The organism is Albimonas pacifica (genome assembly GCF_900113695.1).
Taxonomy (GTDB): domain Bacteria; phylum Pseudomonadota; class Alphaproteobacteria; order Rhodobacterales; family Rhodobacteraceae; genus Albimonas; species Albimonas pacifica.
Genome location: NZ_FOQH01000013.1, coordinates 1 through 26,253, shown reverse-complemented (window position 1 = coordinate 26,253; position 26,253 = coordinate 1). Strand labels below are relative to the sequence as shown.

The 26,253-nt window shown below is 74.6% G+C and carries 22 protein-coding genes, 1 tRNA gene and 2 rRNA genes; 18 read left to right on the top strand and 7 right to left on the bottom strand.

The window, feature by feature from the left end; translation table 11 throughout:
• Nucleotides 1-74 precede the first annotated feature (74 nt).
• Nucleotides 75-563, bottom strand: a complete 489-nt coding sequence (locus tag BM064_RS23310; RefSeq protein WP_245779264.1) for an Lrp/AsnC family transcriptional regulator — start codon at nucleotides 561-563, stop codon at nucleotides 75-77.
• Between the two features lie 345 nt (nucleotides 564-908).
• On the opposite strand from BM064_RS23310, the gene BM064_RS23305 reads away from it, so the two are divergent.
• Genes BM064_RS23305 through lpdA form a run of 4 tightly spaced genes read left to right on the top strand, consistent with a single transcriptional unit; the run spans nucleotide 909 to nucleotide 5,856 of the window.
• Complete coding sequence (locus BM064_RS23305) at nucleotides 909-2,141, top strand: thiamine pyrophosphate-dependent enzyme (protein WP_092864791.1); 1,233 nt, start codon at nucleotides 909-911, stop codon at nucleotides 2,139-2,141.
• A complete protein-coding gene (locus tag BM064_RS23300; RefSeq protein ID WP_092864788.1) occupies nucleotides 2,141-3,154 on the top strand; it encodes an alpha-ketoacid dehydrogenase subunit beta in 1,014 nt (337 codons plus the stop codon). The genes BM064_RS23305 and BM064_RS23300 overlap by 1 nt, the downstream gene beginning before the upstream one ends.
• 3 nt (nucleotides 3,155-3,157) lie before the next feature.
• Nucleotides 3,158-4,471 (top strand): dihydrolipoamide acetyltransferase family protein, encoded by a 1,314-nt coding sequence (locus BM064_RS23295; RefSeq protein ID WP_092864785.1) that lies wholly within the window; start codon nucleotides 3,158-3,160, stop codon nucleotides 4,469-4,471.
• Complete coding sequence (lpdA, locus tag BM064_RS23290) at nucleotides 4,468-5,856, top strand: dihydrolipoyl dehydrogenase (protein ID WP_092864782.1); 1,389 nt, start codon at nucleotides 4,468-4,470, stop codon at nucleotides 5,854-5,856. The genes BM064_RS23295 and lpdA overlap by 4 nt, the downstream gene beginning before the upstream one ends.
• Nucleotides 5,857-5,872: 16 nt before the next feature.
• Here the strand turns inward: lpdA and BM064_RS23285 are convergent, their stop codons facing one another.
• On the bottom strand, nucleotides 5,873-6,316 hold the full coding sequence (locus tag BM064_RS23285; protein ID WP_092864779.1) for an RrF2 family transcriptional regulator: 444 nt from the start codon (nucleotides 6,314-6,316) through the stop codon (nucleotides 5,873-5,875).
• Nucleotides 6,317-6,493: 177 nt separating this feature from the next.
• Between BM064_RS23285 and BM064_RS23280 the strand changes: the two genes are divergently transcribed.
• The 7 genes from BM064_RS23280 to BM064_RS23250 all read left to right on the top strand — a co-directional run bounded on the left by BM064_RS23280 (nucleotide 6,494) and on the right by BM064_RS23250 (nucleotide 13,925).
• The gene (locus BM064_RS23280) at nucleotides 6,494-7,504 is read left to right on the top strand and encodes a sulfate ABC transporter substrate-binding protein (protein ID WP_092864776.1); all 1,011 of its coding nucleotides are present in this window, start codon (nucleotides 6,494-6,496) and stop codon (nucleotides 7,502-7,504) included.
• 3 nt (nucleotides 7,505-7,507) lie between these two features.
• On the top strand, nucleotides 7,508-8,353 hold the full coding sequence (cysT, locus tag BM064_RS23275) for a sulfate ABC transporter permease subunit CysT (protein ID WP_092864773.1): 846 nt from the start codon (nucleotides 7,508-7,510) through the stop codon (nucleotides 8,351-8,353).
• Nucleotides 8,346-9,236 (top strand): sulfate ABC transporter permease subunit CysW, encoded by an 891-nt coding sequence (cysW, locus tag BM064_RS23270; protein ID WP_092864769.1) that lies wholly within the window; start codon nucleotides 8,346-8,348, stop codon nucleotides 9,234-9,236. The genes cysT and cysW overlap by 8 nt, the downstream gene beginning before the upstream one ends.
• Before the next feature lie 11 nt (nucleotides 9,237-9,247).
• Nucleotides 9,248-10,330, top strand: coding sequence for a sulfate/molybdate ABC transporter ATP-binding protein (locus tag BM064_RS23265; RefSeq protein ID WP_092864766.1), 1,083 nt, complete (start codon nucleotides 9,248-9,250; stop codon nucleotides 10,328-10,330).
• Nucleotides 10,323-11,504 (top strand): FAD/NAD(P)-binding protein, encoded by a 1,182-nt coding sequence (locus tag BM064_RS23260; RefSeq protein ID WP_092864763.1) that lies wholly within the window; start codon nucleotides 10,323-10,325, stop codon nucleotides 11,502-11,504. The genes BM064_RS23265 and BM064_RS23260 overlap by 8 nt, the downstream gene beginning before the upstream one ends.
• Nucleotides 11,505-11,551: 47 nt before the next feature.
• Complete coding sequence (locus tag BM064_RS23255; RefSeq protein WP_092864760.1) at nucleotides 11,552-11,737, top strand: hypothetical protein; 186 nt, start codon at nucleotides 11,552-11,554, stop codon at nucleotides 11,735-11,737.
• A gap of 454 nt (nucleotides 11,738-12,191) precedes the next feature.
• The gene (locus tag BM064_RS23250) at nucleotides 12,192-13,925 is read left to right on the top strand and encodes an SLC13 family permease (protein ID WP_092864757.1); all 1,734 of its coding nucleotides are present in this window, start codon (nucleotides 12,192-12,194) and stop codon (nucleotides 13,923-13,925) included.
• Nucleotides 13,926-13,941: 16 nt separating this feature from the next.
• Here the strand turns inward: BM064_RS23250 and BM064_RS23245 are convergent, their stop codons facing one another.
• A complete protein-coding gene (locus BM064_RS23245) occupies nucleotides 13,942-16,476 on the bottom strand; it encodes a heavy metal translocating P-type ATPase (protein ID WP_092864754.1) in 2,535 nt (844 codons plus the stop codon).
• A 182-nt stretch (nucleotides 16,477-16,658) separates the two neighbouring features.
• Here BM064_RS23245 and BM064_RS23240 point away from each other — a divergent pair, with 182 nt between their 5' ends.
• From BM064_RS23240 to BM064_RS23230, 3 genes are all read left to right on the top strand, one after another.
• Nucleotides 16,659-16,997 carry a hypothetical protein gene (locus BM064_RS23240; protein WP_092864751.1) on the top strand — a complete coding sequence of 113 codons (339 nt, stop codon included), beginning with the start codon at nucleotides 16,659-16,661 and terminating at the stop codon, nucleotides 16,995-16,997.
• Between the two features lie 50 nt (nucleotides 16,998-17,047).
• On the top strand, nucleotides 17,048-17,599 hold the full coding sequence (locus BM064_RS23235) for a c-type cytochrome (RefSeq protein ID WP_245779263.1): 552 nt from the start codon (nucleotides 17,048-17,050) through the stop codon (nucleotides 17,597-17,599).
• A gap of 376 nt (nucleotides 17,600-17,975) precedes the next feature.
• A complete protein-coding gene (locus BM064_RS23230; RefSeq protein ID WP_092864748.1) occupies nucleotides 17,976-18,875 on the top strand; it encodes a helix-turn-helix transcriptional regulator in 900 nt (299 codons plus the stop codon).
• Between the two features lie 54 nt (nucleotides 18,876-18,929).
• Here BM064_RS23230 and BM064_RS23225 read toward each other — a convergent pair whose 3' ends face one another.
• A complete protein-coding gene (locus BM064_RS23225) occupies nucleotides 18,930-21,026 on the bottom strand; it encodes a TonB-dependent siderophore receptor (protein WP_092865012.1) in 2,097 nt (698 codons plus the stop codon).
• 454 nt (nucleotides 21,027-21,480) lie between these two features.
• Between BM064_RS23225 and BM064_RS23220 the strand changes: the two genes are divergently transcribed.
• The 4 genes from BM064_RS23220 to BM064_RS23205 are packed head-to-tail and all read left to right on the top strand — an operon-like array spanning nucleotide 21,481 to nucleotide 25,368.
• Nucleotides 21,481-22,479: an iron-siderophore ABC transporter substrate-binding protein gene (locus BM064_RS23220; protein ID WP_425426192.1), complete on the top strand. Its 999-nt coding sequence runs from the start codon at nucleotides 21,481-21,483 to the stop codon at nucleotides 22,477-22,479.
• Nucleotides 22,476-23,528 carry a FecCD family ABC transporter permease gene (locus tag BM064_RS23215; protein WP_092864745.1) on the top strand — a complete coding sequence of 351 codons (1,053 nt, stop codon included), beginning with the start codon at nucleotides 22,476-22,478 and terminating at the stop codon, nucleotides 23,526-23,528. The genes BM064_RS23220 and BM064_RS23215 overlap by 4 nt, the downstream gene beginning before the upstream one ends.
• Nucleotides 23,525-24,553, top strand: a complete 1,029-nt coding sequence (locus BM064_RS23210) for a FecCD family ABC transporter permease (RefSeq protein WP_245779262.1) — start codon at nucleotides 23,525-23,527, stop codon at nucleotides 24,551-24,553. Before BM064_RS23215 ends, BM064_RS23210 begins: the two co-directional genes overlap by 4 nt.
• Nucleotides 24,550-25,368: an ABC transporter ATP-binding protein gene (locus BM064_RS23205; protein WP_092864742.1), complete on the top strand. Its 819-nt coding sequence runs from the start codon at nucleotides 24,550-24,552 to the stop codon at nucleotides 25,366-25,368. The genes BM064_RS23210 and BM064_RS23205 overlap by 4 nt, the downstream gene beginning before the upstream one ends.
• Nucleotides 25,369-25,510: 142 nt before the next feature.
• Here BM064_RS23205 and BM064_RS23200 read toward each other — a convergent pair.
• The 3 genes from BM064_RS23200 to BM064_RS23190 form a co-directional block, all read right to left on the bottom strand.
• Nucleotides 25,511-25,587 (bottom strand) — tRNA-Met (locus tag BM064_RS23200).
• Between the two features lie 44 nt (nucleotides 25,588-25,631).
• A 5S ribosomal RNA gene (gene rrf / locus BM064_RS23195) occupies nucleotides 25,632-25,746 on the bottom strand.
• 192 nt (nucleotides 25,747-25,938) lie between these two features.
• A 23S ribosomal RNA gene (locus BM064_RS23190) occupies nucleotides 25,939-26,253 on the bottom strand; the annotation flags it as partial.

Below are 26,253 nucleotides of genomic sequence, written 5' to 3'. Positions count from 1 at the left end.
CCCGCGTCGCGAGGGCGGCGGATCCCGCCGCCGCGCGGGCGGCGGGACGTCGAGACCCCGCCCCGGTCCTCGCGCTAGGCGCCTTCGGCCGGGGGCAGGTAGGCCTGCACGTCCTTCAGCGTGCGCAGCACGAAGCTGGAGCGCGAATGGCGGATGCCCGGCACCCGGAACAGCTTCTCGCGCAGGAAGCGCTCGTAGCCGCGGGTGCCGTCCACGGCGACCTTGACGAGGTAGTCGTATTCGCCGCTGGTCAGGTGGACCTCCAGCACCTCCGGCATCTCCAGCATCTCGCGCCCGAAGCGCTCCAGCGCGGCGTCGTCGTGGCGGTCGAGGATCACCTCGACCAGCACCACCTCGGCCGCGCCCAGCCGCTCCTGGTCGAGGATCGCGCGGTAGCCCGCGATCACCCCCGCCGCCTCCAGCCGCCGCACCCGCTGCCAGCAGGGACTGGGCGAGAGGCCCACGGTCTGGGCGAGCTGGGCGTTCGACATCCGTCCGTCTGCGGCCAGCGCCGCGAGGATTCGGCGGTCGAGACGGTCGAGGGCGGCGGGCTCTGCGGTCACTGGAATCTCCTGCTTCGACAAGCGCGATTGGAGAAAGGATCTGCCGGGTTCCCGCCGATTTCCAGCCGATTTCGAAAGGACATGCCGCGGACGCCCGCCTAATCTGCCGGGGACGGGAGGCGCAGATGCAGGCACGGATCCGCAGGTCAGACCCCTTCGCGACGGCAGGCCCCCGGCCTCGCCCCACGCGCTGCAGGCGCGTCGCCCGAGCGGGCCCTCGCCTCGACCGGCGCCGCTGCGGGACCTATATGCAGGTCCTGGCGACGGGCGAGAGCGACCCCCGCCGCGCCCGCGCCGTCCCGGACCGCGTCGACCGCCTGGTCGACCTCAGCCTGGAGGCTGCCTATGCCTGACGAGGTCCCGCCCCGACTTCACGTCCCCGCCCCGGCGATCCGGCCCGGCGACGATCCCGACTTCAGCCACGTGGCGATCCCGCGGGCCGGCGCCGTGCGCCGCCCCGACCCGGGCGAGAACCCCGAGGAGATGCGCGACCTCGCCTTCTCGATCGTGCGGGTGCTGAACCGCGACGGCGAGGCGGTGGGCCCCTGGGCCGGGAGCCTGACCCCCGACCAGCTCCGCGAGGGGCTGCGCCACATGCTGACCCTGCGCGCCTACGATGCGCGGATGCTGACCGCCCAGCGCCAGGGCAAGACCAGCTTCTACATGCAGCATCTCGGCGAGGAGGCGGTCTCCTGCGCCTTCCAGCGGGCGCTGCGGGCGGGGGACATGAACTTCCCCACCTATCGCCAGGCGGGGCTGCTGGTGGCGGCGGGCTATCCGCTGGTGAAGATGATGAACCAGGTCTTCTCCAATGCCGCCGACCCGATGCGGGGCCGCCAGCTGCCGGTGATGTACACGGCCCGCGAGCACGGGTTCTTCTCGATCTCCGGCAACCTCGCCACGCAGTACGTGCAGGCGGTGGGCTGGGCGATGGCGGCCGCCATCCGGGGCGAGCGCAAGCTGGCCGTGGGCTGGATCGGCGACGGCTCGACGGCCGAGTCGGACTTCCACGGCGCGCTGGTCTTCGCCTCGACCTACAAGCCGCCGGTGATCCTCAACATCGTCAACAACCAGTGGGCCATCTCCACCTTCCAGGGGATCGCGCGGGGCGGGGCCGGCACCTTCGCCGCCCGCGCCCACGGCTTCGGCATCCCGGCGCTGCGGGTGGACGGGAACGACTACCTCGCCGTCCACGCCGCCGGCGCCTGGGCGGTGGAGCGGGCGCGCGCCGACCTCGGCCCCACGCTGATCGAGTTCGTGACCTACCGCGCGGGCGGCCACTCCACCTCCGACGACCCGTCGGCCTATCGCCCGAAGGAGGAAGGCAAGGCCTGGCCGCTGGGCGACCCGATCCTGCGCCTGAAAGCCCACCTGATCGCCATCGGCGAATGGACCGAGGAGCGTCACGTGCAGGCCGAGGCCGAGGCGCTGGACGAGGTCGTCGCCGCCCAGAAGGAGGCGGAGGCCATCGGCACCCTCCACTCCGGCGAGCGCCCCTCGCCCCGCGAGATGTTCGAGGACGTCTTCGCCGAAATGCCCCCCCACCTGATCCGCCAGCGCCACGAGGTCGGCTTCTGATGCCCCGCATGACCATGATCGAGGCGATCCGCGACGCCCACGCCATCGCCATGGAGGACGACCCCGACGTGGTCGTGATGGGCGAGGACGTGGGCTATTTCGGCGGCGTCTTCCGCTGCACCGCCGGGCTGCAGAAACGCTTCGGCCCCTCGCGCTGCTTCGACACCCCGATCTCCGAGCTGGGCATCGTGGGCACCGCCGTCGGCATGGCCGCCTACGGGCTGAAGCCGGTCGTCGAGATCCAGTTCGCCGACTACATGTACCCCGGCTACGACCAGATCGTCTCCGAGGCGGCGCGCCTGCGCTACCGCTCGGCGGGGGAGTTCACCTGCCCGCTGGTGATCCGCATGCCCACCGGCGGCGGCATCTTCGGCGGCCAGACCCATTCCCAGAGCCCCGAGGCCCTTTTCACCCATGTCGCGGGGCTGAAGACCGTGGTCCCCTCCAACCCCTCCGACGCCAAGGGCCTGCTGCTGGCCGCGATCGCCGACCCCGACCCGGTGATCTTCCTCGAGCCCAAGCGGCTCTACAACGGCCCCTTCGACGGGCATTTCGACCGCCCCTCCGTCGCCTGGAACCGGATCGAGGCCGGGGAGGTCGCCGAGGGCCGCTACGAGATCCCGCTGGGCAAGGCCCGCGTGGTGCGCGAGGGGGCCGACGCCACCCTGCTCGCCTACGGCACGATGGTGCACGTGGCGCTGGCGGCGGTGGAGGAGAGCGGCGCCGACGTCGAGGTGATCGACCTGCGCACCCTGCTGCCGCTGGACCTCGAGACGGTGACGGCCTCGGTCGCGAAGACCGGCCGCTGCATCGTGCTGCACGAGGCGACGCTGACCTCCGGCTTCGGGGCCGAGGTCGCGGCGCTGGTGCAGGCCGAGTGCTTCTATGCGCTCGAGGCGCCGATCCTGCGGGTGGCGGGCTGGGACACGCCCTATCCCCATGCGCAGGAGTGGGATTATTTCCCCGGCCCCGCCCGCGTCGCCCGCGCCATCCAGACCGTGATGGAGGGCTGAGCCATGACCCTGCGCACCATCCGCATGCCCGACATCGGCGAGGGCATCGCCGAGGCCGAGCTCTCGGCCTGGCTCGTCAAGCAGGGCGAGCTGGTGGCCGAGGACCAGCTGCTGGCCGAGGTCACCACCGACAAGGCCACCGTCGAGATCCCCAGCCCCGTCGCCGGCCGCATCGCCTGGCTGGGCGGCGCGCCGGGCGACGTGCTGGCCGTGGGCGCCGACCTGGTGCGGATCGAGACCGATCCCAACGCGGAACTCTCCGACGACGCCCCCGCCGAGCCCGCGCCCGAGGCCGAGCCGAAGCCGGCGGAGGGTCCCGCCCCGAAGCCCGACCCCGAGCCCGCCGCGGAGAAAGCCGCCGCGAAGCCCGCCCCACCGCCCCGCAAGCCCGCTCCCGCGGCGGGGGGCGCCCCCGCACGCGGCGCCACCGGAAAGCCCCTCGCCGCGCCCTCGGTGCGCGGGCGGGCGCGGGAGGCGGGGGTGGACCTGCGCCAGGTGCGCGGCTCCGGCCCCGCCGGGCGGATCCTGCACGAGGACCTCGACGCCTTCATCTCCCACGGCCCCGCCGCGCCCGCGCCCGGCGGCCTCGCCCCCCGGCCGGAGGTCGAGGAGGTCCGCGTCGTCGGCGTGCGCCGGCGCATCGCCGAGCGCATGGCGCTCGCCAAGTCGCGCATCCCGCATTTCTCCATCGTCGAGGAGGTCGACGTCGAGGCGCTGGAGACCCTGCGCGAGGCGCTCAACCGCCGCCATGCCGCCACGCGCGGCAAGCTGACCCTGCTGCCGTTCCTGCTGCGGGCGCTCGCCCGCGCCATCCAGGACCATCCCGGGGTCAACGCCCGCTACGACGACGAGGCGGGCGTGGTCAGCCGCCACGCCGCCCTGCACGCGGGCATCGCCACCCAGACCGACCAGGGCCTGATGGTCCCCGTCCTGCGCCACGCAGAGGCGCAGGGCCTGTGGCAGCTCGCCCGCGCCATCCGCCGCCTGTCGGAGGCCGCGCGCGAGAAACGCGCGGCGCCCGAGGACCTGAGCGGCTCGACCCTCACCGTCACCTCGCTGGGGCCGCTGGGGGCCATCGCCACCACCCCCATCGTCAACCACCCCGAGGTCGCCATCGTCGGCGTCAACCGCATCGCCGTGCGCCCCGCCTGGGACGGGTCCGGCTTCGTGCCGCGGCGGATGATGAACCTGTCGTGCTCCTTCGATCACCGGGTGGTCGACGGCTGGGCGGCGGCGGCCTTCGTGGCCGACCTCAAGGCGCTGCTGGAGACCCCGGCCGAGATCTTCATCGACGCGGACGCAGGAGACGCGCCATGACCGACCTGACCTGCGCCCTCCTGGTCATCGGCGGCGGCCCGGGCGGCTACGTCTGCGCCTCGCGCGCCGCACGCCTGGGCGTCGACGTGATGCTGGTCGAGGCGGGGCCCCTGGGCGGGACCTGCCTCAACATCGGCTGCATCCCCTCCAAGGCGCTGATCCACGTGGCCGAGACCTTCCACGCCGCCCGCGAGCAGGCCCGCGGCGGGCGCCACGGCGTCCATGTCGCCGAACCCCGGCTGGAGTTCGCCGAGAGCCGGGAGTGGATGGGCTCGGTCGTCTCCCGCCTGCGCTCGGGCGTCGGCGGGCTGATGGAGAAGAGCGGGGTGAAGACCCTGCAGGGCCGCGCCCGGTTTCTCGACGGCAAGACCGTGGAGGTAGAGGGCGAAACCGGCGCCCGGCGCATCCGCGCCGAGCAGATCGTGATCGCCACCGGCGCCCGCCCGACCGAGCTGCCGGGCCTGCCCTTCGGGGGCAAGGTGCTCGACAGCGCCGGCGCCCTGGCCCTGCCCGAGCCGCCGGAGCGGCTGGCGGTGGTCGGCGCGGGCTACATCGGGCTCGAGATCGGCACGGCCTTCGCCAAGCTGGGCTCCGCGGTCACGGTGGTCGAGGCGGCCGAGGCCATCCTCCCCGCCTGGGACGAGCGCCTGACCCGCCCCGTGCGCCGCCGGCTGGAGGCGCTGGGCGTCTCGCTGCGCCTGGGCGCCCGCGTGACCGGCTGCGACCCGTTCGAGGGCCGGCTGGAGATCGCCGCCGGCGAGACGACCGAGACGCTGGAGGCCGACGCCATCCTCGTCGCCGCCGGCCGCACCCCGATGACCGACGGCCTGGGGCTGGAGGAGCTGTCGCTGCGCCGCCAGGGCCCGTTCATCGAGATCGACGATCGCTGCCGCACCTCGATGCGCGGGGTCTACGCCATCGGCGACGTGACGCCGGGTCCGATGCTCGCCCACCGCGCCATGGCGCAGGGGGAGCTCGCGGCCGAGGTCGCGGCCGGGCGCGCCGCCGCCTGGGACCGCGTGGCGATCCCCGCGGTGTGCTTCACCGACCCCGAGATCGCCGCCGTCGGCCTCTCGCCCGAGGAGGCCCGCGCCCGGGGCGAGGCGCAGGTCGCCGAATTCTCGTTGCGCGCCAACGGCCGGGCCCTGACGCTGGACGCGGCCGAGGGCTTCGTGCGGCTGGTCGCGCGCGCCTCCGACCGGGTGCTGCTGGGGGCGCAGATCGTGGGGCCGGGGGCGTCCGAGACGATCCCCGAACTGGCGCTGGCGATCGAGGCGGGGCTGCGGCTGGACGACCTCGCGGCCACGATCCACGCCCACCCGACGCTCGCCGAAGCGGTGCAGGAGGCGGCGCTCTCGGCCGTCTCCTTCGCCAACCACGGCTGAGGCCGGGCGCCGGGGCTCAGGCCCCGGCGGAGCGGCGCAGCATCCCGTCGTCGACGAGCGCGTCGGCGATGGTGGCGGCGTCGAGGACGGCGCGGCTGGCCTCGGCGACGCGCGCGAAGACGCGCCGGATCTCGCAGGCGGAATCGTCGGCGCAGCCGTCGCAGCGGCGGTAGGCGATGCGGCTCAGGCAGGGCAGCGGCGCCAGCGGCCCGTCCACGATGCGCAGCACCTCCCCGAACGAGATGTTGTCGGCCGGGCGCAGCAGCAGGTAGCCGCCCGCCTTGCCGCGCTTGCTCAGCACGATCCCCTGGTGCTTGAGGTCCAGCAGGATCTGCTCGAGGAACTTCTTGGGAATGCCCTGGGCGTCGGCGATCTCGCCGATCTGGCGCGCCTCGCCGGCCGGCGCCTTGGCCAGCTCGATCAGCGCGCGGAGCGCGTACTGGGCTTTCTGCGAGATCATGCTGCGACGCCGCCGGAGCGGCGCTTCCTCGACCGGAACGGATGGGTTTCCGATAGCCCGGAACCGCCGCCGAGACAAGGCGCGCGCGACGTCGGAGGGGCCTTCGCGACTATCTTCTTGCTTATCTCTACCAATTAGGTAGTGATTAAGGTGTTTCGAGTCGCAAGGAGACGCCCCATGGCCCTGACCCGATCCCTCCGTCCGCTGGCTTTCGCCCTTGCCCTGGGCGCTGCGCCGGCCATGGCGCAGACCACGCTGCTCAACGTCAGCTACGACCCCACGCGCGAGCTCTACGCCGAGGTGAACCCCGCCTTCGCCGCCTTCTGGAAGGATAAGACCGGCGAAGAGGTCGAGATCAGGATGTCCCACGGCGGCTCCGGCAAGCAGGCCCGTTCGGTGATCGACGGGCTGCCGGCGGACGTGGTCTCGCTGGCGATCTCGGTGGACATCGACGCCATCGCCGAGAAGACCGGCAAGATCCCCGCCGACTGGCGGAGCCGCCTGCCCGACGCCTCCAGCCCCTACACCTCGACCATCGTGTTCCTGGTGCGGAAGGGGAACCCGAAGGAGATCGCCGACTGGGACGATCTCGCGCGCGAGGACGTGGCTGTGATCACCCCGAACCCCAAGACCTCGGGCGGGGCGCGGTGGAACTACCTCGCCGCGTGGATCTGGGCGCAGAAGGAATTCGCCGGCGACGCGGCGAAGATCGAGGCCTATGTCGGCGCGCTCTACCGCAACGTGCCGGTGCTGGACACGGGCGCGCGGGGCTCGACCCTGACCTTCACCCAGCGGGGCATCGGCGACGTGCTGCTGGCCTGGGAGAACGAGGCGTATCTCTCGCTCGACGAACTGGGCGAGGACGCGTTCGAGATCGTGGTCCCCTCGATCTCGATCCTGGCCGAGCCGCCCGTGGCCCTGGTCCCCGCCAACGCCGAGGCGAACGGAACCACGCGGACGGCGCAGGCCTATCTCGACTTCCTCTATTCCGAGACCGGCCAGAAGCTGGCGGCCAGGCACCACTACCGCCCCGCCAAGCCGGAGCTGGCGGACCCCGAGCACATGCGCCTGTTCCCGGACGTCGAGCGCGTGCGGGTCGAGGACGTCTTCGGCTCCTGGAGCGAGGCGCAGGCGACGCATTTCTCCGACGGCGGCGTCTTCGACCGTCTCTACCGGCCGGGGAACTGAGCCATGGCGCTGGCGCTGCCTGCACTCCGGCGGCCCAGCGTCATCCCGGGCTTCGGGCTGACGCTGGGCTTCACGATCCTTTACCTGTCTCTGGTGGTGCTGATCCCGCTCTCGGGCGTGGTCTGGCGCACGGCGGACCTGGGCTGGGCGGAATTCCTGCGCCTGGCGACCGACGAGCGCACGCTTGCGGCGCTGAAGGTCAGCTTCGGCTGCGCCTTCGCGGCGGCGGCGCTGAACGTGGTCTTCGGCGCGCTCGTCGCCTGGGTGCTGGTCCGCTACCGCTTTCCCGGCCGGCCGCTGCTGGACGCGGCGGTGGACCTGCCCTTCGCCCTGCCGACCGCGGTCGCGGGCATCGCGCTGACCGCGCTCTATGCGCCGGACGGCTGGATCGGCGGGCCGCTGGCGGCGCTGGGACTGAAGATCGCCTGGACGCCGCTGGGCATCGTCGTGGCCCTGGTCTTCGTCGGCCTGCCCTTCGTGGTGCGCACCGTGCAGCCGGTGATGGAGGAGATCGAGCGCGAGATCGAGGAGGCCTCGGCCACGCTCGGCGCCTCCCGCGCGCGGACCGTGTTCCGGGTGCTGGCGCCCTCGCTCTCGCCCGCGCTGCTGACCGGCTTCGCGCTCGCCTTCGCGCGGGGCGTGGGGGAATACGGCTCGGTCATCTTCATCGCCGGCAACCTGCCCTACCGGTCCGAGATCGCGCCCCTGCTGATCGTGATCCGGCTGGAAGAGTTCAACTACGCCGCCGCCACCGCCATCGCCGCGGTGATGCTCGCGATCTCCTTCGCGATGCTGCTGGCGATCAACTCGCTCCAGGCGTGGAGCCGTCGGAGATACGGTCATGGTTGACATCGCCCGCACCCTGTTCTTCCCCGGGCTTCCTGCCGCCGGCGCGTCGCGCGACTGCACGTCCGAGACGCCGGGCGTGCGCGCGGGGCTGATCGCGGCCTCGCTCCTGTTCCTCGCCCTGTTCCTGCTGGCGCCCCTGGCCGCGGTCTTCGCGCAGGCGCTGTCGGCTGGCTTCGGGGCCTGGGCGGCGGCGCTGGTCGAGCCGGACGCCCTCTCGGCGATCCGCCTGACCCTGCTGGTCGCCGTGATCGCGGTGCCGCTGAACTGCGTCTTCGGGCTGGCGGCGGCCTGGGCGGCGGCGAAGCACGAGTTCCGGGGCAAGGCCTTCCTGATCTCGCTGATCGACCTGCCGTTCTCGGTCTCGCCGGTGATCGCGGGGCTGATCTATGTGCTGCTGTTCGGGGCGGGCTCGGCGATCGGGCCGTGGCTGAGCGCGCACGGGGTGCAGGTGCTGTTCGCGGTTCCGGGCATCGTGCTCGCCACCGTCTTCGTCACCGTGCCCTTCGTCGCGCGCGAGCTGATCCCGCTGATGCAGGCCCAGGGCACAACGGAGGAGGAGGCGGCCCTGTCGCTGGGCGCCTCCGGCTGGCGGACCTTCCTGCGGGTGACGCTGCCCAACGTGAAGTGGGGCCTGCTCTACGGCGTGCTCCTGTGCAATGCGCGCGCGATGGGGGAGTTCGGGGCGGTCTCGGTCGTCTCGGGCCACATCCGGGGCATGACCAACACCATGCCGCTGCATGTCGAGATCCTCTACAACGAATACAACTTCCAGGCCGCCTTCGCCGTGGCCTCCCTGCTGGCGCTGCTGGCGCTGGTCACCCTGGTTCTGAAGACGGCCCTGGAAGCCCGCCTCGGCGGCGGCGCTCCCGGCCGCGTGCGCTGAGGAGACGTCCCATGGAAGTCCGCATCGAAGCCGTCGCCAAGGATTTCGACCGCCATCCGGCGCTGCACGAGATCGACCTGGCCATCGCCTCGGGGGAGCTCGCGGCGCTGGTGGGGCCGTCCGGCTCCGGCAAGACCACGCTCCTGCGCCTGATCGCGGGGCTGGAGACGCCGGGCCGCGGCCGGATCCTGTTCGGGGAGGAGGACGCCTCGCGCCTTTCGGTGCAGGCGCGCCGGGTGGGGTTCGTGTTCCAGCACTACGCCCTCTTCCGCCACATGACGGTGCTCGAGAACGTGGGCTTCGGCCTCTCCGCCCGCCCGCGGGCCCTGCGCCCGGCGCGCGCCGAGATCGACCGGCGCGCCCGCGAGCTGCTGGAACTGGTTCAGCTCGGCGGCCTCGAGAAACGCTACCCGCCACAGCTGTCGGGCGGCCAGCGGCAGCGGGTGGCGCTGGCCCGGGCGCTGGCGATCGAGCCCCGCGTGCTGCTGCTCGACGAGCCCTTCGGCGCGCTCGACGCCCAGGTGCGCCGCGACCTGCGCCGCTGGCTGCGGGAGCTGCACGACCGCACCGGCCACACCACCGTCTTCGTGACCCACGACCAGGAGGAGGCGCTGGAGCTCGCCGACCGCGTGGTGGTGATGAGCCAGGGCCGGATCGAGCAGGCCGCGACGCCGGACGAGGTCTACGACCGCCCCGCCACCGCCTTCGTGCACGGCTTCATCGGCGAGAGCTCCCGCCTGCCGGTCAGGGTCGAGGGCGGCGAGGTGTTCCTCGACGACCGCCCCACCGGCCTGCGCGCCGACTGGGAGGGGCCGGCCGAGCTGTTCTTCCGCCCCCACCAGGCGCTGGTCGGCGACGGGGCGGGCGGTCTCGCCGGCATGGTCACGGGCGGCCGCCGCATCGCCGGCGTGCGCCGGGTGGAGCTGGAGCTGGGCGCTGCGCACCGGCGGGTCGAGGTGGACCTGCCGCTCGCGCAGAGCTGCGCGCCGGGAACCCTGCTCGCCTTCCGCCCCACCGCCTTCCGCCTCTACCCGCTGGCCGGAGAGGGCCGGCCGGCGGATCGCGCGCCGGCCCGGCAGCTCGCCCATGGCTGACCGTCGCGACCATCTCGCCCGGGTGCGCAGCCTGGTGGCGCGCCACGCGCCGCCGCGCGTGGCGATCCTGGGCTGCGGCTTCACCGGCGCCGCCGCCGCCGTCGCCCTGGCCGAGGCGGCCCGCGGCCCGCTGGCGATCACGATCGTGGATCGCGACCGCTCCCGCGGGGGCGGGCTCGCCTACGGGCGGGCGCGGGCGGGGGAGCTTCTGAACGTGCGCGCCCGGGATCTCTCGATCCTCGCCGGGCGGCCGGGCGACTTCGCCGACTGGATGGCCCGGCTGACCGGCGACGGGGGCGACGCGGAGGCGCAGGCCGCCATCGCCGACAGCTTCGCGCCCCGCGCGCTCTTCGCCAACTACGTGCGCCGGCGGCTGGACGAGGCCGCCGCCGCCCGGCCCGAGGTCTCGCTGGAGACGGTGGAGCGGGAGGCGCGCGACATCTCTCCCGCCCCGGGCGGAGGCTTCGCCGTCGCGCTCGACCTGGGGCCTGCGCTGCATGCCGACGCGGCGATCCTCGCCACCGGCTACGACGATCCGCGCCCGCGCTTCGGCCGCTGCCCGCACGCGCCGATCCCGGCGCAGGAGCTCGCCCGCGCCCGCCGCGTGGCGCTGGTGGGAAGCGGGCTGACCATGGCCGACGTGCTGCTGCGCCTGCGGGCCGAGGGCTGCGAGGCGGAGATCACGGTGATTTCGCGCCGCGCCCTCGTCCCCCGCCCCCATGCCGAGATGGCGGCGCGCCCCCCCGCCCTTCAGACCCCGGCCGGCGTGCGGCTGGCGGAGCTCGTCCGCGACCTGCGCGCCGCCTGCGCCCGGGCCGAGGCCGAGGGCCGCCCCTGGCAGGGCGAGGTCAACCGCCTGCGCCCCCACGCCCAGGCGATCTGGCAGGCGCTGAGCGCGGCCGACCGCGCCCGCTTCCTGCGCCACCTGCGCCCGTTCTGGGACGCCCACCGCCACCGCCTGCCCCCCGTCCAGCACGCGCGGCTGGCCGCCGAGCTCGCCCGCCCCCGCACCCGCCTGCGCGCCGGCCGGGTGCTGGAGCCGCCGGCGACGCCCCCTGCCGCCTGCGGGTCGCCTGGCGCGGCGCGCGGGCGCCCGAGACGCTGGCGGTCGACGTCGCGATCGACTGCTCGGGCCACCGCCCCGACCTCTCGGCGCCCCTGCCCGCGGCGCTGATCGCCCAGGGGCTGGCGGCGCCCGATCCCTCGGGGCTGGGGCTGCGGGTGGCGGCGGACGGGCGGCTGTGGAGCCCGCGGGGGGGCGAGGTCAGCGGCCTCTTCGCGCTGGGCCCCCTCGGCCAGGGCAGCCTGTTCGAGATCACCGCGGTCCCCGAGATCGTCCGCCAGGCCGCGCTGGCCGCCGAGACCCTGGGCGACCTGCTGGCGATGCCGCGGCGCAGGGCGGGCTGAGCCTGCCCCCGCCCGGACGCCGCGCGCCGCGCACGCATCGGCCGCGGCCGCGCCGGTCCCCGCCCGGGACCGGACGGTCTCCGCGCGCCCGCCCGAACGCCCCCGCCCACGCTCCCCGGCGGCGTCGCCTCGCTGTCGGCGGGCGGGCCGCGGGGCTCCGCGGCCGACGCTCCGGTTCCGCGCGCCGCGGCGACGGCGCCGAGGCGGCGCCCCCTTCGCGGTCCTGGGCGCCGTCCGGCCGCCGACGCGGCGCGGCGCGCGGGAGGGACGGCGCGGCCCGGAGGGAAGGGCCGCAGGAGGGCGGCGCGCCGCCGCCCGGCGCCGGAGAGGCGCCGGAGCCCCCTGGGCGGGCGGGTCGGCGCGGACGCCCTTGCGGCGCCCCGTGCGCGGGCCCTTCTCTCGTCCCCGGCCGCGTGCTTGGCTGGCCGCCCGCCCCCTCGTCGACGGCGTGACCATGACCGCGGACCAGATCGCGATTCTCGCCCTGCTCGCCGGCCTGCTGGCCGCCTTCGCCTCCGGCCGCTTCCGGCTGGAGGTGGTGGCCCTCTCCGGCCTCGCCCTCGGGGCCGCGCTGGGGCTGGTGCCGGCCGACCGGATCTTCTCCGGCTTCGCCAATCCCGCGGTGATCACCGTGGTCGAGATCCTGCTGATCGTGCGCCTGCTGTCGCGCGCCCGCCTGCTCGAGGCGGCGACCGAGCGGCTGCTGGCGCGCCTGCGCGGACCGGGGCGGGCGCGCGCGGCGCTGCTGGCGCTGGCGGCCGCGCTCTCGAGCGTGATGAACAACGTCGGCGCCTTCGCCCTGATGCTGCCGGTGGTGCAGGCCGCCGCCCGGCGCACGGGGCTGGCGCCGCGGGCGATCCTGCTCCCGGTCTCCTACGCCACGCTGCTGGGCGGGCTGTGCACCCTGATCGGCACGCCCCCCAACCTGCTGGCGAGCGAGGCGCTCTCCGACGCCGTGGGCCGCGGCTTCGGCTTCTTCGACTTCGCGCTGGCCGGCGTGCCGGCGGCGCTGGCGGGGCTGGCGGCGCTGCTCCTCTGGGCGCCGCGGGTCCTCGACCCCGATCCGGAGGAGGCGCAGGCCCTCGACCCCAGCCCGGTGGTGGCGGAGCTGACCCTGCCCGAGGGCTCGCCCCTCGTCGGCCGGGCGCTCGCCGACCTGCCCCGCGGCCTTGCGGTGCGCGGGATCGAGCGCGCCGGCCGCGCGGTCTCGCCGCTGTGGCCGCGCACCCCGCTCGCGGCCGGCGACCGGCTGCTGGCCGAGGCCGATCCGCGCACGCTCGACGCCCTGCGGGCCGAGGGGGCGCTGGCGCTCGCCGCCGCCGCGCCCGCCCGCGGGGCCGAGCCGATGCAGGCGGTGATCTCGCCCGCCTCGCCGCTGGTCGGCTCCCCCGCCGGCGCGCTGGCCTTCCTGGAAGACGCGGGCGCGCGGCTGGTGGCGGTGGGCCTCGGCCCGCGCCCGCGGCTGATCGAGGGGCGGCTCGCCGACCTGCGGCTGGGGGTGGGCGACGTCCTGCACCTCGAGGGCCCGCCCGAGGCCCTGCGCCGGGCGCTGGGCGAGCGCGACGCGCTGCTGCTGGCGCCGGGCCCGGAGGAGACGGGGCCCGCGCCGCCGCTGTGGCCGCTGGCGGCCTTCGGGCTGGGGGTGGCGGCGGCGGGCTTCGGCCTGGCCGATCCCGCGGCGGCCTTCGGCGCGGTTCTGCTCGCCCTGCTGCTGGGGGGCGCGCTGCGGCTGCGCGCCGGGCTCGCCTCGCTCGACTGGGGGGTGATCGTGATGCTGGCGGCGATGATCCCGCTGGGCGAGGCGGCGGCGACCACCGGCGCGGCGGCGAGCCTCGCGGGGGCGGTCGCCTCGCTGCCCGCCGTCGCCTCGCCGCCGCTCGCCATCGGCGCGATCCTGCTGCTGGCGGCGGCGCTGACGCCGCTGGTCAACAACGCGGCGCTGGTGGTGGCGCTCGCGCCGATCGCGGTCGAGCTCGCCGAGGTCTCCGGCGCCCCGCCCCAGCCGTTCCTGATCGCGCTGGCGGCGGGGGCCTCGCTCGACTTTCTCACGCCCTTCGGCCACCACAACAACACGCTCGCCCACGGGCTGGGCGGCTATCGCTTCTCCGACTTTCCCCGCGCCGGCTGGCCGGTGCTGCTGAGCGCGGCGGCCGCGGCCTGGGCCGCGACCGTGCTCTTCTGGACCTGAGGACGGGCCGCCCGCCTCAGAGCTTCGCGACCCGCAGCCGCAGCGCGTTGCCGATCACCGAGACCGAGGACAGGCTCATCGCCGCCGCCGCCACCACCGGCGACAGCAGCAGACCGAACACCGGGTAGAGCACCCCCGCGGCCAGCGGCACGCCGGCGGCGTTGTAGGCGAAGGCGAAGAACAGGTTCTGGCGGATGTTGCGCATCGTCGTCTCGGCCAGCCTGCGGGCGCGGACCACGCCGTTCAGGTCGCCCTTGACCAGGGTCACGCCGGCGCTCTCGACCGCCACGTCGGCGCCCGTGCCCATCGCGATTCCAACGTCCGCCGCGGCCAGCGCGGGGGCGTCGTTGACGCCGTCGCCGGCCATGGCGACGGACAGGCCCTCGCCGTGCAGGCGCTCGACCAGAGCGTGCTTGTCCTCGGGAGAGACCTCGGCATGGACCTCGTCGATGTTCAGCTCCTTCGCGACGGCGCGGGCGGTGGCCTCGGCGTCGCCGGTGGCCATGACGATGCGCAGGCCCGAGGCGTGCAGCGCGCGGATCGCGGCGGGCGTCGTCTGCTTGATCCGGTCGGCGACGGCGATCAGGCCCGCGGGCCGGCCGTCGGCGGCCACGAACATCGCCGTGCGGCCCTGCTCCTGCAGCGCGCGGGCGCGCGCCGACAGCGGGCCGGGGTCGACGCCCAGATCCGCCATCAGCGCGGCGTTGCCCAGCGCGACGGCGCGGCCCGCGACCGTCCCGGTCACGCCCTTGCCGGCGACGGCCTCGAAGTCGGAGGCCTCGAGCCGCCCGGCCCCGCGGTCCTCGGCGCCCGTCACGATCGCCTCGGCGAGCGGATGCTCCGACCCCCGCTCGAGCGCGGCGGCGAGGGAGAGGAGCTCGGCCTCGCCCACGCCCTCGACGGGCTCGGCTTCGGTCAGGGCGGGCCGGCCTTCGGTCAGGGTGCCGGTCTTGTCCACGATCAGCACGTCGACCCCGGCCAGCCGCTCCAGCGCCTCGGCGTCGCGGATCAGGACGCCCGCCTGCGCGCCGCGGCCGGTGGCGACCATGATCGACATCGGCGTGGCGAGGCCCAGCGCGCAGGGACAGGCGATGATCAAGACCGAGACCGCGGCGACGAAGGCGTAGGACAGGGCCGGCGACGGCCCCAGCGCCGCCCACAGCGCGAAGGCGAGCGCCGCGACCGCCACCACCGCGGGCACGAAATAGCCCGCCACCCGGTCCGCCGCCGCCTGGATCGGCGCGCGCGAGCGCTGGGCCTTCGCCACCATCTCCACGATCCGGTTGAGCGTCATGTCGGCGCCCACCGCCCCGGCCTGCATCAGGAACGTGCCGCTCTTGTTGAGCGTGCCGCCGGTGACCGGCTCGCCGACGGTCTTCTCGACCGGGACCGGCTCTCCGGTGATCATGCTCTCGTCGACCGAGGAGCGGCCCTCGATCACCTCGCCGTCCACCGGCACGCTCTCGCCCGGGCGCACCCGCAGCACGTCGCCGGAGCGCAGGGCGTCGAGGGGCACGTCCTCCTCGCGCTCGCCCTGCACCCGGCGGGCGGTCTTGGGGGCGAGGTCCATCAGGGCGCGGATGGCGTCGCCGGTCCGCTCGCGCGCGGCCAGTTCCATCACCTGGCCGACGAGGACCAGCGCCAGGATCACGGCGGCGGCCTCGAAATAGACCGGGGTCATGCCCATCGGGTCGCGCATCGCCGCGGGGAACACGCCGGGCGCGAGCAGCGAGACGAGGGAGAACAGGTAGGCCGCCGCGGTGCCCAGCGCGATCAGGGTCCACATGTTGGGGCTGCGGTTGACGACCGAGGCCCAGCCCCGCTTGAAGAACGGCCGGCAGATCCAGACCACGGGCGTGGCCAGGGCGAACTGCACCCAGCCGAAGGCGCGATGGCCGATCCAGTCGGCGAAGGGCAGGCCCAGATGCGACCCCATCTCGAGCATGAAGATCGCGCCCGCCAGGGGCGCGGCGATCGCGAGGCGCCGGCGGAAGTCGACGTATTCGGGGTTGGGGCCCGCCTCGGCCGAGGGGGTCATCGGCTCCAGCGCCATGCCGCACTTGGGGCAGTCGCCGGGATGGTCCTGCACGATCTCGGGGTGCATCGGGCAGGTGTAGAGGGTCCCCGCGGGCGCCGGCTCGGGCGGCGGGCGGTCGCCGAGGTATCGGTCCGGCTCGGCCTCGAACTTCGCCTGGCAGCCGGCGGAGCAGAAGTAACGCCGCTGGCCCTCATGCTTCGTCATGTGGGCGGCGGTGGAGCGGTCCACATCCATGCCGCAGACCGGGTCCCTGGCGGTCAGGTAGTCGCCGGGCGCGGCGACGAACTTGCCGCGGCAGCGCTCGGAGCAGAAGTGGAAGACGCGGCCGTCGTGCTCGGCCGTCGGCTTGCCGGCCGCGGGGTCCACGGTCATCCCGCAGACCGGGTCGCGCAGCACGCCCGACCCGGCGGGGTCGTGAGCATCGCCATGGGAATGCCCATGGCCATGGCCGTGGGCGTGCTCGTGGCCGTGGCCGGCAGGGTGCGCCGCATGCGGGCGGTGAGGGGCGGTCATCTGGGGGCTCCGCGCATGAGAGTCGATCCTGCACGTAGAGATGGGGCTTCCAGTCGCTGGAAGGTCAAGGGGGTTTCGGACCCCGCGATTTCGTGGCGGGACAGGCGGCGGATCAGCGGTTAGGCTGCGCCGCGACGACGGGAACCGAGGACGACCCGAGGCGGATGCGACGGATCCGGACGATGCTGCGCCCCGTGGGGCTGATGGCGCTGGCGGCGGCGCTGACGGCGCTGGCCCTGCTGGTCTCGACCGGCGAGGCGCGGGCCCATGGCGGCGCGCCGGCGGTCGAGCGCGCGGCGCCGCCGCCCGCCGTCGCGCGGGCCGACGCCGGGGGCGAGGCCGAGCGTCCCTGCTGCCACGCGGCGGCGGGCGCGATCTGCGCGGCGCTGACGCCGGACCGGGCGGGGCTCGCGGGCGTCGGCGCTCCGGCGCCGGCGGCGCCGCCCTCGGCGCCGGGACGCCTGCGGGCGCTGGCTGCGCCGGCCCCGGGCGTGCCGCCTCCGATCTCCGGGCGGGGCTGAGCGGCCGCGACGGCGCGGCCACCCTGCTGAGAACCTGGAGAGACCTGACGATGATGAAACGTGGATGTCTCGCGCTCGCCCTGGGCGGCGCGACGCTCGCCGGCGCGGGCGCGCTGGCGCATGGCGGCGCCGAGGGCGTGGTGATGGAGCGCATGGAGGCGATGAAGGACATCGCCGGCGCGACCAAGGCGATCGCCCAGATGCTGAAGGGCGAAGCGCCCTACGACGCCGCCGCGGTGCGCGACCAGGCCGGCGTGATCGTCGCCGCCGGCGGCGAGTCGCTGGTGGCGATGTTCCCCGAAGGCACCGGCCACGCCCCGTCCGAGGCCGCGCCGGCGATCTGGAGCGAGCCCGACCGCTTCGCCGCCCTCGCCGGCCGGCTCGCCGAGACCGCCAGGGCGCTGGCGGAGGCGGCCGACAACCCCCGCGGCCCCGAGGCGATGAAGCAGGCCGGCATGATGGGCGGCGGCGGCATGGGCGCGATGATGGCGGACGGCGGCCCCTCGCCCGAGCAGCTCGCCGCGATGCCGCCCGACGGCGCCTTCATGCACCTCGCCCAGACCTGCAAGGCCTGCCACCAGGACTTCCGCGTCGAGAAGTGAGCCGCCCGGCCCCCGCGCAGGGGGCGGCGGCGCGGGCGGCCCCTTCGCGGGGGCCGCCCCCTTCGGCCTTTGCGCCGGCCGCGCGCAGGCCGCGGGACGCGCCGACGCCTGCGCGCGGCCGGCGTCCGGGCGACCTCGCCCTGCGGCATGTCTGGCGACCGGACGCGGCCGACGGCGCGGGGCGGCCGGACGAAACGGCGGGGAAAGCCGGCGGGGCGCGGCCGGGGGCGGACTTGCAAGCCGCCCGCAAAGGCCCTAGGCGTTCGGCGAGGCTCGCAAGTTCCGCGTGGGCAGACGTCTCCGGGCGACGACCGGACACGCGCCCGCGCCCAGCCAGCGGCTCCCCTCCCCCAGGATGGACGCGCGCCGAAGGCAGATGGGCTACCGACACCAGTTCACCGGCAGGACCGAAGGCATCCGCGCCACCGCGCCGCTGCGCTGGCGCGGGCTCGACGGGCTGCTCGGCGCCTTCTGGCAGGCGGAGGGCGAGTGCGGCGGGCGCGGCTATTACCTCTCGGCCAACCCGCGGATCTCGGTGTTCTTCGACGACGTCTCCTCCGTTCAGGTCGGCGAGAGCGAGCGGGCCCTGGCCCGACGCGGGCGGCCGATGGCGCGGGCCTTCTACGTGCCCGCGGGCACGCCGATGTGGACCGCCTTCACCGCGCCGCTGGTCTTCTCGCATCTCGACGTCCATCTCGACGCGGCCAAGCTCTCCGACACGCTCGGGCGCGCGCTGGGCCGCGCCGCCGCGCGCGAGGCGCTGGCCCGCCCGGCGGAGGTGCGCGACACCGGCGACATCGAGGGCCTGGCCCGCCTGCTGGTCGAGGAGGTGACCGAGCCGCGCCGCCACGACCTCTACGCCGAGAGCCTCGCGATCAGCCTCGCCACCGCGGTGCTCGACCTGGGCGGCCCCGCCGGCGGCCCGGCGCCGGCGCGGGCCGAGGGCCGGCTGACCCGCTGGCAGATGCGCCGCATCGTCGAGCGCTTCGAGGCCGGCGGCGGCCGTCGCCTGACGGTGGCCGAGATGGCCGCGACCGTCGGCCTGTCGGAGAGCTGGTTCTCTCACGTGTTCCGCAACACCACCGGGCTCACGCCCCTGCAGTGGCAGTCGCGCCGGCGGATCGAGCTCGCCAAGGCGCTGCTCGCCGACGGGGCGCTGAGCATCTCCGAGGTCGCCGACCGGCTCGGCTTTTCCGACCAGGCGCACCTGACCCGGGTGTTCCGCCAGGTCGAGGGCGAGACCCCCGCCGCCTGGCGCCGGGCCCGCGCCGCCTGAGGCCCTTCGCGGGAGGGGCGCCGCCGGACCGGCCGGCGGCGCCCCCCGTCCCGGTCACCACACGTAGCGCAGCTTCGCCATCACCGTCCGGCCGGGGTTGTAGTAGTCGGCGGTGCCCCGCCCGACCACGTTCTGCTCGTCCATCAGGTTGGTGACGTTGACCTGCAGCTCGGCGTTCTCGGTGACCTTGTAGCCGATGGAGGCGTCGAACAGCACCGCGTCGTCGCTGCGCCCGTTGTCGTTGGAGGCGTTGAAGTAGTAGGCGCCCACGTAGCGCGCCCCGAACCCGAAGGTCAGGTCGCCCCGCGCCCCCTCGCCCGGGACCACGTAGGTGGCCCACAGGCTCGCCATGTGCTCGGGCGTCGAGGCGAGCCGCTTGCCCGAGACGTCGACCCCGCGCACCACGCCCTTGACCACCTCGGTGTCGAGGAAGGTGTAGCCGCCGAAGATCGAGAAGGTCTCGGTGATCTCGGCCTTGCCCTCCAGCTCGAAGCCGCGGGCGCGGCTCTCGCCGATCAGCTGGCGGACGATGGCGCCGTCGGGCTGCACCACCGCGATGGTGACGTTGTTCTTGGTCAGGTCGAAGACCGAGGCCGAGAACAGCGCCGGGAAGGCGTCGGGGGCGTATTTCACGCCGATCTCGTACTGCTCGCCCCGCTCCGGCTCGACCCCGATGCCGGGAGGCGAGACCGACTCGACGTAGCTGACGTAGGTCGAGACCTCGTCGGTGACCTTCCAGGTGACGGCCCCGCGGAACGAGAACTCGGCGAAGTCGTCCGAGGCCGTGACGGGCGCGCCGCCCACGCGGTCGGTCTGGCGCAGGTCCAGCCAGTCGTGGCGCACGCCGCCGGTGACGATGATCGTGTCGTAGAACGACAGGTTCTGCTGCACGAACAGCGCCTGGGTCGAGTAGTCCTGGTCCTGCACCAGGTAGGGCGCCACGGCCGGGGGGGCGCCGGTGTAGACCGGGTTCGCCACGTCGATCCCCGCCACGGCCCCGTAGAAGGAGCTGGTCGAGGTCGAGGCGTCGCGGAACTCCGCCCCCAGCAGGGTGGAGCTGTCGATGGCGCCGAAGTCGCGGTCGTACTGGCCGATCAGGTTGCCGATCAGCTCCTGCGCCGAGCTGTCGGAGCCGAACTGGAAGCGGTCGACCACGGTGCCGGGGCGGCCCGGGTAGTCGGACAGGTAGACGTAGCCGAAGTCGTCCGTCAGGTCGCTGTAGCGCACGTTGCCGCGCAGGGAGAAGCCGCCGCCGAAGTCATGCTCGCCCAGCAGCGTGACCGTCGCCCGCTCGACCGCGTGGCGGTTGAGGTCGGGCTCGCCGAAGAACAGCTCGCGGCTGTAGTCGCGGTCCAGCGGATAGCCGCCGCTGTTGGGCGAGGCGTCGCGCACCAGCCAGTCGGCCACCAGCGAGATCGAGGTGTCGAAGGTCGGCTCCCAGGTCAGGCCGCCCATCAGGAAGCCCTCGTCGTCGCGCGAATGGGCGTATTCGCGCTCGGCGTCCTGCAGCTTGCCGGTCAGGCGGAAGGCGAGCGTCTGGTCGGCGTCGATGGTGTCGCCGAAGTCGAAGCCAAGCTCGCGATGCTCGAACGAGCCGCCCTGCACGTAGACCTCGCCGAACTCCTCGAAGCGCGGCAGCTTGGAGACGTAGTTGATCGACCCGCCCGGCTCGGAGGGGCCGAAGAGGGTCGAGTTGGCGCCCTTCAGGATCTCCACCCGCTCGAAGGCGTAGGGCTCCTCGCGCACGCCGCGCATGGTGCCCAGCGTCAGGCCGTCGCGATAGGTCGAGGCGTCGAAGCCGCGGATCTGGAAGTAGTCGTTGCGGTCGTCGGAGCCGTAGTAGTCGGTGACGATGCCGGGCGTGTAGCTCAGCACCTCCTCGATGGTGTCGGCGTCGCGCAGCTCGATCTCGCGCTGGGTGACGACCGAGATCGAGGCCGGCGTGTCCTGGATGGAGGTCGCCACCTTGCCGCCGACCGAGATCTCGCGCGCCACCACCGAGCGGGCGTCGTCGTCGCCGCGCGCGCCGCGGTCCACCAGAACCGGCGACAGGCGGTAGACCTCGCCCTCGGCCGGCGCGGGATCTGCGGCGGGCGTCTCCTGCGCCCAGCCGGCGGCGGGAACCAGCGCCAGCGTGGCGCCGCCCAGCATCAGGCGGGCGATCCGGCGGCGGGCGCCCGGGCGGGCGAAGCGGCGGCCTGGGCTGGCCTTCATCAGTGCGGTCATTCTCGGTCCCGGCGAATGGTCTTGCGTGTCGGCGGAGGGGCGGCCGGCGCTCGCCGGCCCGTGCTGGCTGTCCCGTCGATGGCGGGCGCCCTCCGGCCCGCCGCGGGCGGGGGAGGGGCGGCGGGCGAATCGCGGCGCGCGGACGCCGCCGCGACCCGGAGCGGCTGTGCGGGGCGAGGCATAGCCGAGGCTGCGGCAGGTGTATTGGCGTTTCCGACGGTTTTTGTCAGAATTCAGGGTGAATCTCGGCGCGGCCCCGCGCCGATCCCGGCGGAACCGCCCCGCCCGCCTTGACCCGCGCGCGCGGAAGGTGGAACCGGGGCGCGCTCGCCGTCGCCAGCCTGCCGTCCGTCGTCCGTTTCCCGATGGGAGATCCGCCTTGCAGCCCTCGTCCCGATCCCGCCGGTCCTTCCTCGCCGGACTGGCGGCGAGCCCGCTTCTCGCTTCCGCCGCCTCCGCCGCGACGGACGCCTTCCCCGCCACCGTCGCCCATGGGCTGGGAACCACGACGATCCCCCGGCGGCCGCAGCGGGTGGCGACGGTGGCCTGGGCGAACCACGAGGTTCCCCTGGCGCTGGGCGTCGCGCCGGTGGGCATGGCGCGGGCGAATTTCGGCGACGACGACGGCGACGGCCTGCTGCCCTGGACCGCCGCGCGGCTGGCGGAGCTGGGGGCCGAGCCCCCGGTCCTCTTCGACGAGGGCGACGGCATCGACTTCGAGGCGGTGGCCGAGACGCGCCCCGACGTGATCCTGGCCGCCTACTCGGGCCTTTCGCAGGCCGACTACGCCACGCTGAGCTCCATCGCCCCGGTGGTCGCCTGGCGCGCCGGGCCCTGGGCGACCGACTGGCGGGAGATGATCCGGCTGAACGCCGCCGGCATGGGCCTCTCGGCCGAGGGCGAGGCGCTGATCGCGCGCACCGAGGCCGAGATCGCCGCGACCCTCGCCCGCCATCCGGCGCTGGCGGGCAAGTCGGCGATGTTCGTAACCCACCTCGACGCGCGGGACCTGAGCGTGATCCGCTTCTACACCGCCGCCGACACGCGGGTGAAATTCCTCGCCGACCTCGGCCTCGTCTCGCCCCGCGCGGTCGAGGAGGCGGGCGCGGCCGGCCGCTACGCCGGCGAGATCAGCGCCGAGCGGATCGACGATTTCGACGACGTGGACATCCTGATCGCCTACGGCGGCGAGGCGCTGCGCGACTCGATCCGTGCCAATCCCCTGACCGGCCGCATGAAGGCGGTGCAGGCGGGCTCGGTGGTGCTGCTGGGCAACGACCCGGTGGGCACGGGCGCGAACCCCACGCCGCTCTCGATCCCCTGGGTGCTCGAGGCCTACGTCGACCGCCTGGCCGAGGCCGCCCGGCGCGCGCGATGACCGCCGGGCCCGTGGCCGAACCCGTCCCCGAGCCCATCCCGGCGCCGGCCCATGCGCGCCGGCGCCTGCGCGGCCTGTGGCTCGCCGCCGGCGCCCTGGCGCTGGCGGGGGCGGCGGCGCTGTCGCTGGCCTTCGGGGCGCGCGCGGTGGCCTGGGCGGACGTGGCGGCGGGGCTGTCGGGGCGGGTCGACACGCTCGACGCGGCCGCGGTCGCGGTGCGGGTTCCGCGCACCGTGCTGGCCGCGCTCGCCGGCGCCGCGCTGGGGCTCTCGGGCGCGGTGATGCAGGGCGTCACCCGCAACCCGCTGGCCGATCCGGGCATCCTGGGCGTGAACGCCGGCGCGGCGCTGGCGGTGGTGATCGGCGTCGCCTGGTTCGGGATCGAGAGCGTCGAGGCCTACCTGTGGACCGCCATCCTCGGCGCCGCCGCGGCGGCCTGTTTCGTCTACGCCGTCGGCTCGCTGGGCCGGGGCGCGGCCACGCCCCTGCGCCTGGCGCTCGCCGGCGCGGCGACCTCGATCGCGGCGAGCTCGCTGGTGGTCGCCGTGGTGCTGCCGCGCAACGACATCGCCGGCGGCGTGCGCGCCTGGCAGGTGGGCGGCGTCGGCGGGGCGAGCTGGGAGGGCATCCTGCCCGCCCTGCCCTTCCTGCTCGCGGGCTTCGCGCTGTCGCTGATCTCCGCCCGCAGCCTCGACCAGCTTGCCCTGGGCGAGGAGCTGGCCGCGGGCCTCGGCGTCCGCGTCGCCCGCGCCCGCGCCGTGGCGGCGCTGGGGGCGGTGCTGCTCTGCGGCGCGGCGACCGCGGTCTGCGGGCCGATCGGCTTCGTGGGCCTCGCCGCCCCGCACCTGTGCCGCCTGCTGGTGGGGGTCGAGCATCGCTGGCTGCTGCCGGTCTCGGCGCTGGCGGGCGCGATCCTGCTGCTGCTGGCGGACGTCGCCGGTCGGCTGGCCGCGCGGCCGGCCGAGCTCGACGTCGGCCTCGTCACCGCCTTCGTGGGCGCGCCGCTGTTCATCTGGATCGTGCGCCGGCGCAAGGTGCGCGCGCTGTGAGCCTCGCCGCCCATGTCGCCGGCCTGCGCCGGGCCCGCGGCCGCCGCCGCCAGCGCCTGGGCCTCATGCTGCTGGCGCTGCTTCTCGCCGCCGCGGCGCTGACGCTCAGCCTCGGACGCTCCTTCACCCCGCCGCTCGACGTGCTGCGGGTGCTGGCGGGGGAGGAGGTGCCGGTCGCCTCCTTCACGGTGGGCGAGCTGCGCCTGCCGCGCGCGGCGCTCTCGATCCTCGCCGGCATGGCCTTCGGCCTCGGCGGGGCCGCCTTCCAGACCCTGCTGCGCAACCCGCTGGCGAGCCCCGACGTGATCGGCATCTCCTCGGGCGCGGGCGCCGCGGCGGTGTTCGCGATCGTGCTGCTGGGGTGGAGCGGCCCGGCCGTCTCGCTGCTCGCCGTCGCCGGCGGCCTCGGCGTGGCGCTGGCGATCTGGGCGCTGGCCTGGCGGGGCGGCGTCGCCGGCGCCAGGCTGATCCTGGTGGGCATCGGCGTCTCGGCCATGCTGCAGAGCGTCACCGCCTGGTGCCTCTCGCAGGCCCCCTCCTGGACCCTGCAGGAGGCGATGCGCTGGCTGACCGGCAGCGTCAACGGCGCGACGCTGGAGCAATCCCGCCCCCTGCTCGCCGCCCTGCTGGCCCTGGGCGCCGTGCTGCTGGCCCAGGCCCGGGCGCTGGAGACGATGCGGCTCGGCGACGACGCCGCCGCCGCGCTGGGCGTGCGGGTCGAGCGCACGCGCCTGGTCGTCGCGCTCGCGGCCGTCGGGCTGGTGTCGGTCGCGACCGCGGTCGCGGGGCCGATCGCCTTCGTGGCCTTCCTCTCGGGCCCGATCGCGGCGCGGGTCGTCGGCGCGCGCGGCTCGCTGCTGGCGCCCGCCGCGCTGGTGGGGGCGCTGCTGACGCTGGGCGCGGACTACGCCGGCCAGTTCCTGCTGCCGGGCCGCTACCCGGTGGGGGTCGTCACCGGGGCGCTGGGGGCGCCCTACCTCCTCTATCTCATCGTCCGGGCCGGGCGCAGCGGGGCCTTGTCATGACCGTCGACTCCTTCGCAGCCCATGGCCTGCACGCCGGCTACGACGGGCGCGAGATCCTCCACGACCTGTCGCTGGAGATCGCGCCGGGGCGGATCACCGCCATCGTCGGCGCCAACGCCTGCGGCAAGTCCACCCTGCTGCGCAGCCTCGCCCGCCTGCTGGCTCCGACGCGGGGCGAGGTCCTGCTCGACGGCCGCGCCATCCACCGCCTGCCGACCCGGGCGCTGGCCCGCCGCCTGGGCCTGCTGCCGCAGACGCCCCTGGCGCCCGAGGGGATCACCGTCGCCGATCTGGTGGGTCGCGGCCGCCACCCCCACCACGGCCCCCTGTCGCGCTGGACGCGCGAGGACGACGAGGCGGTGGCCGAGGCGCTGGCCGCGACCGCCACCGCGGACCTCGCCGAGCGCGCGGTCGACGAGCTCTCCGGGGGTCAGCGCCAGCGCGCCTGGATCGCCATGGCGCTGGCGCAGCGGACCGAGCTGCTGCTGCTCGACGAGCCGACCACCTATCTCGACGTCGCCCACCAGCTCGAGGTTCTGGATCTGCTGACCGACCTCAACCGCGCCCGCGGCACGACGGTGGTGATGGTGCTGCACGACCTCAATCTCGCCGCCCGCTACGCCGACGCGCTGGTGGCGATGGTCGCCGGCCGCGTCCACGCCTCCGGTCCTCCCGATCGGGTGCTGACCGAGGCGACGGTGCTCGAGGTCTTCGGTCTCGAGAGCCGGGTGATCCCCGACCCGACCTCCGGCAAGCCGATGATGCTGCCTCTGGGCCGCCACGCGACCCTGCGCGCGGCTTCGCCCGCGCTCTGACCCGGCCCGCGGCCCAGCCTTCGGGGTCAGCGCAGTCATCACGCGGAGCCTCCGTTATCGGACCTGGTTCGGCCACGCCAGATCCACACGCGAACGCCGCCCTGTGGGGCGGCGTTCAAGCGATTGGTGATGTTTTGTATTCTGGTTGCGGGGGCAGGATTTGAACCTGCGACCTTCAGGTTATGAGCCTGACGAGCTACCGGGCTGCTCCACCCCGCGGTTTTGGGTATCGTGAGGGAGACGAGATAGGGGTTGGTTGACGGGTCCGGCGGCGACCTACTCTCCCACGACTTGAGTCGCAGTACCATCGGCGCGGCAGGGCTTAACGGCCGAGTTCGGGAAGGGATCGGGTGTTTCCCTTGCGCTGTGACCGCCGGACCTGCGAACCAACCCCTGTTTTCGTTTTGAGGTCCGCGCGAGGCGCGGACCCGCGCAGGAGCGCGCCGGCCGTTCGGCCGGTACGTCGCTGCGCGACGAAGACGGGGTTTTGATCTTTCCGAAGAATGCCAGGTATTTGTAATGAACCGCGCTGGTCCGGGTGGGCTGACTTTCGTCGGCCGTCTTCCGGGGCGGATCAAGCCTATCGAGCGATTAGTACTGGTCGACTGCGCACATCGCTGCGCGTGCATCCCCAGCCTATCGACGTGGTGGTCTTCCACGGCTCTCAGGCGAGACCTGGTTTCGAGGGGGGCTTCCCGCTTAGATGCCTTCAGCGGTTATCCTGTCCGCACATAGCTACCCTGCACTGCCGTTGGCACGACAACAGGTCCACCAGTGGTGCGTCCACCCCGGTCCTCTCGTACTAGGGGCAGCTCCTCTCAAGTCTCGAACACCCACGGCAGATAGGGACCGAACTGTCTCACGACGTTCTAAACCCAGCTCACG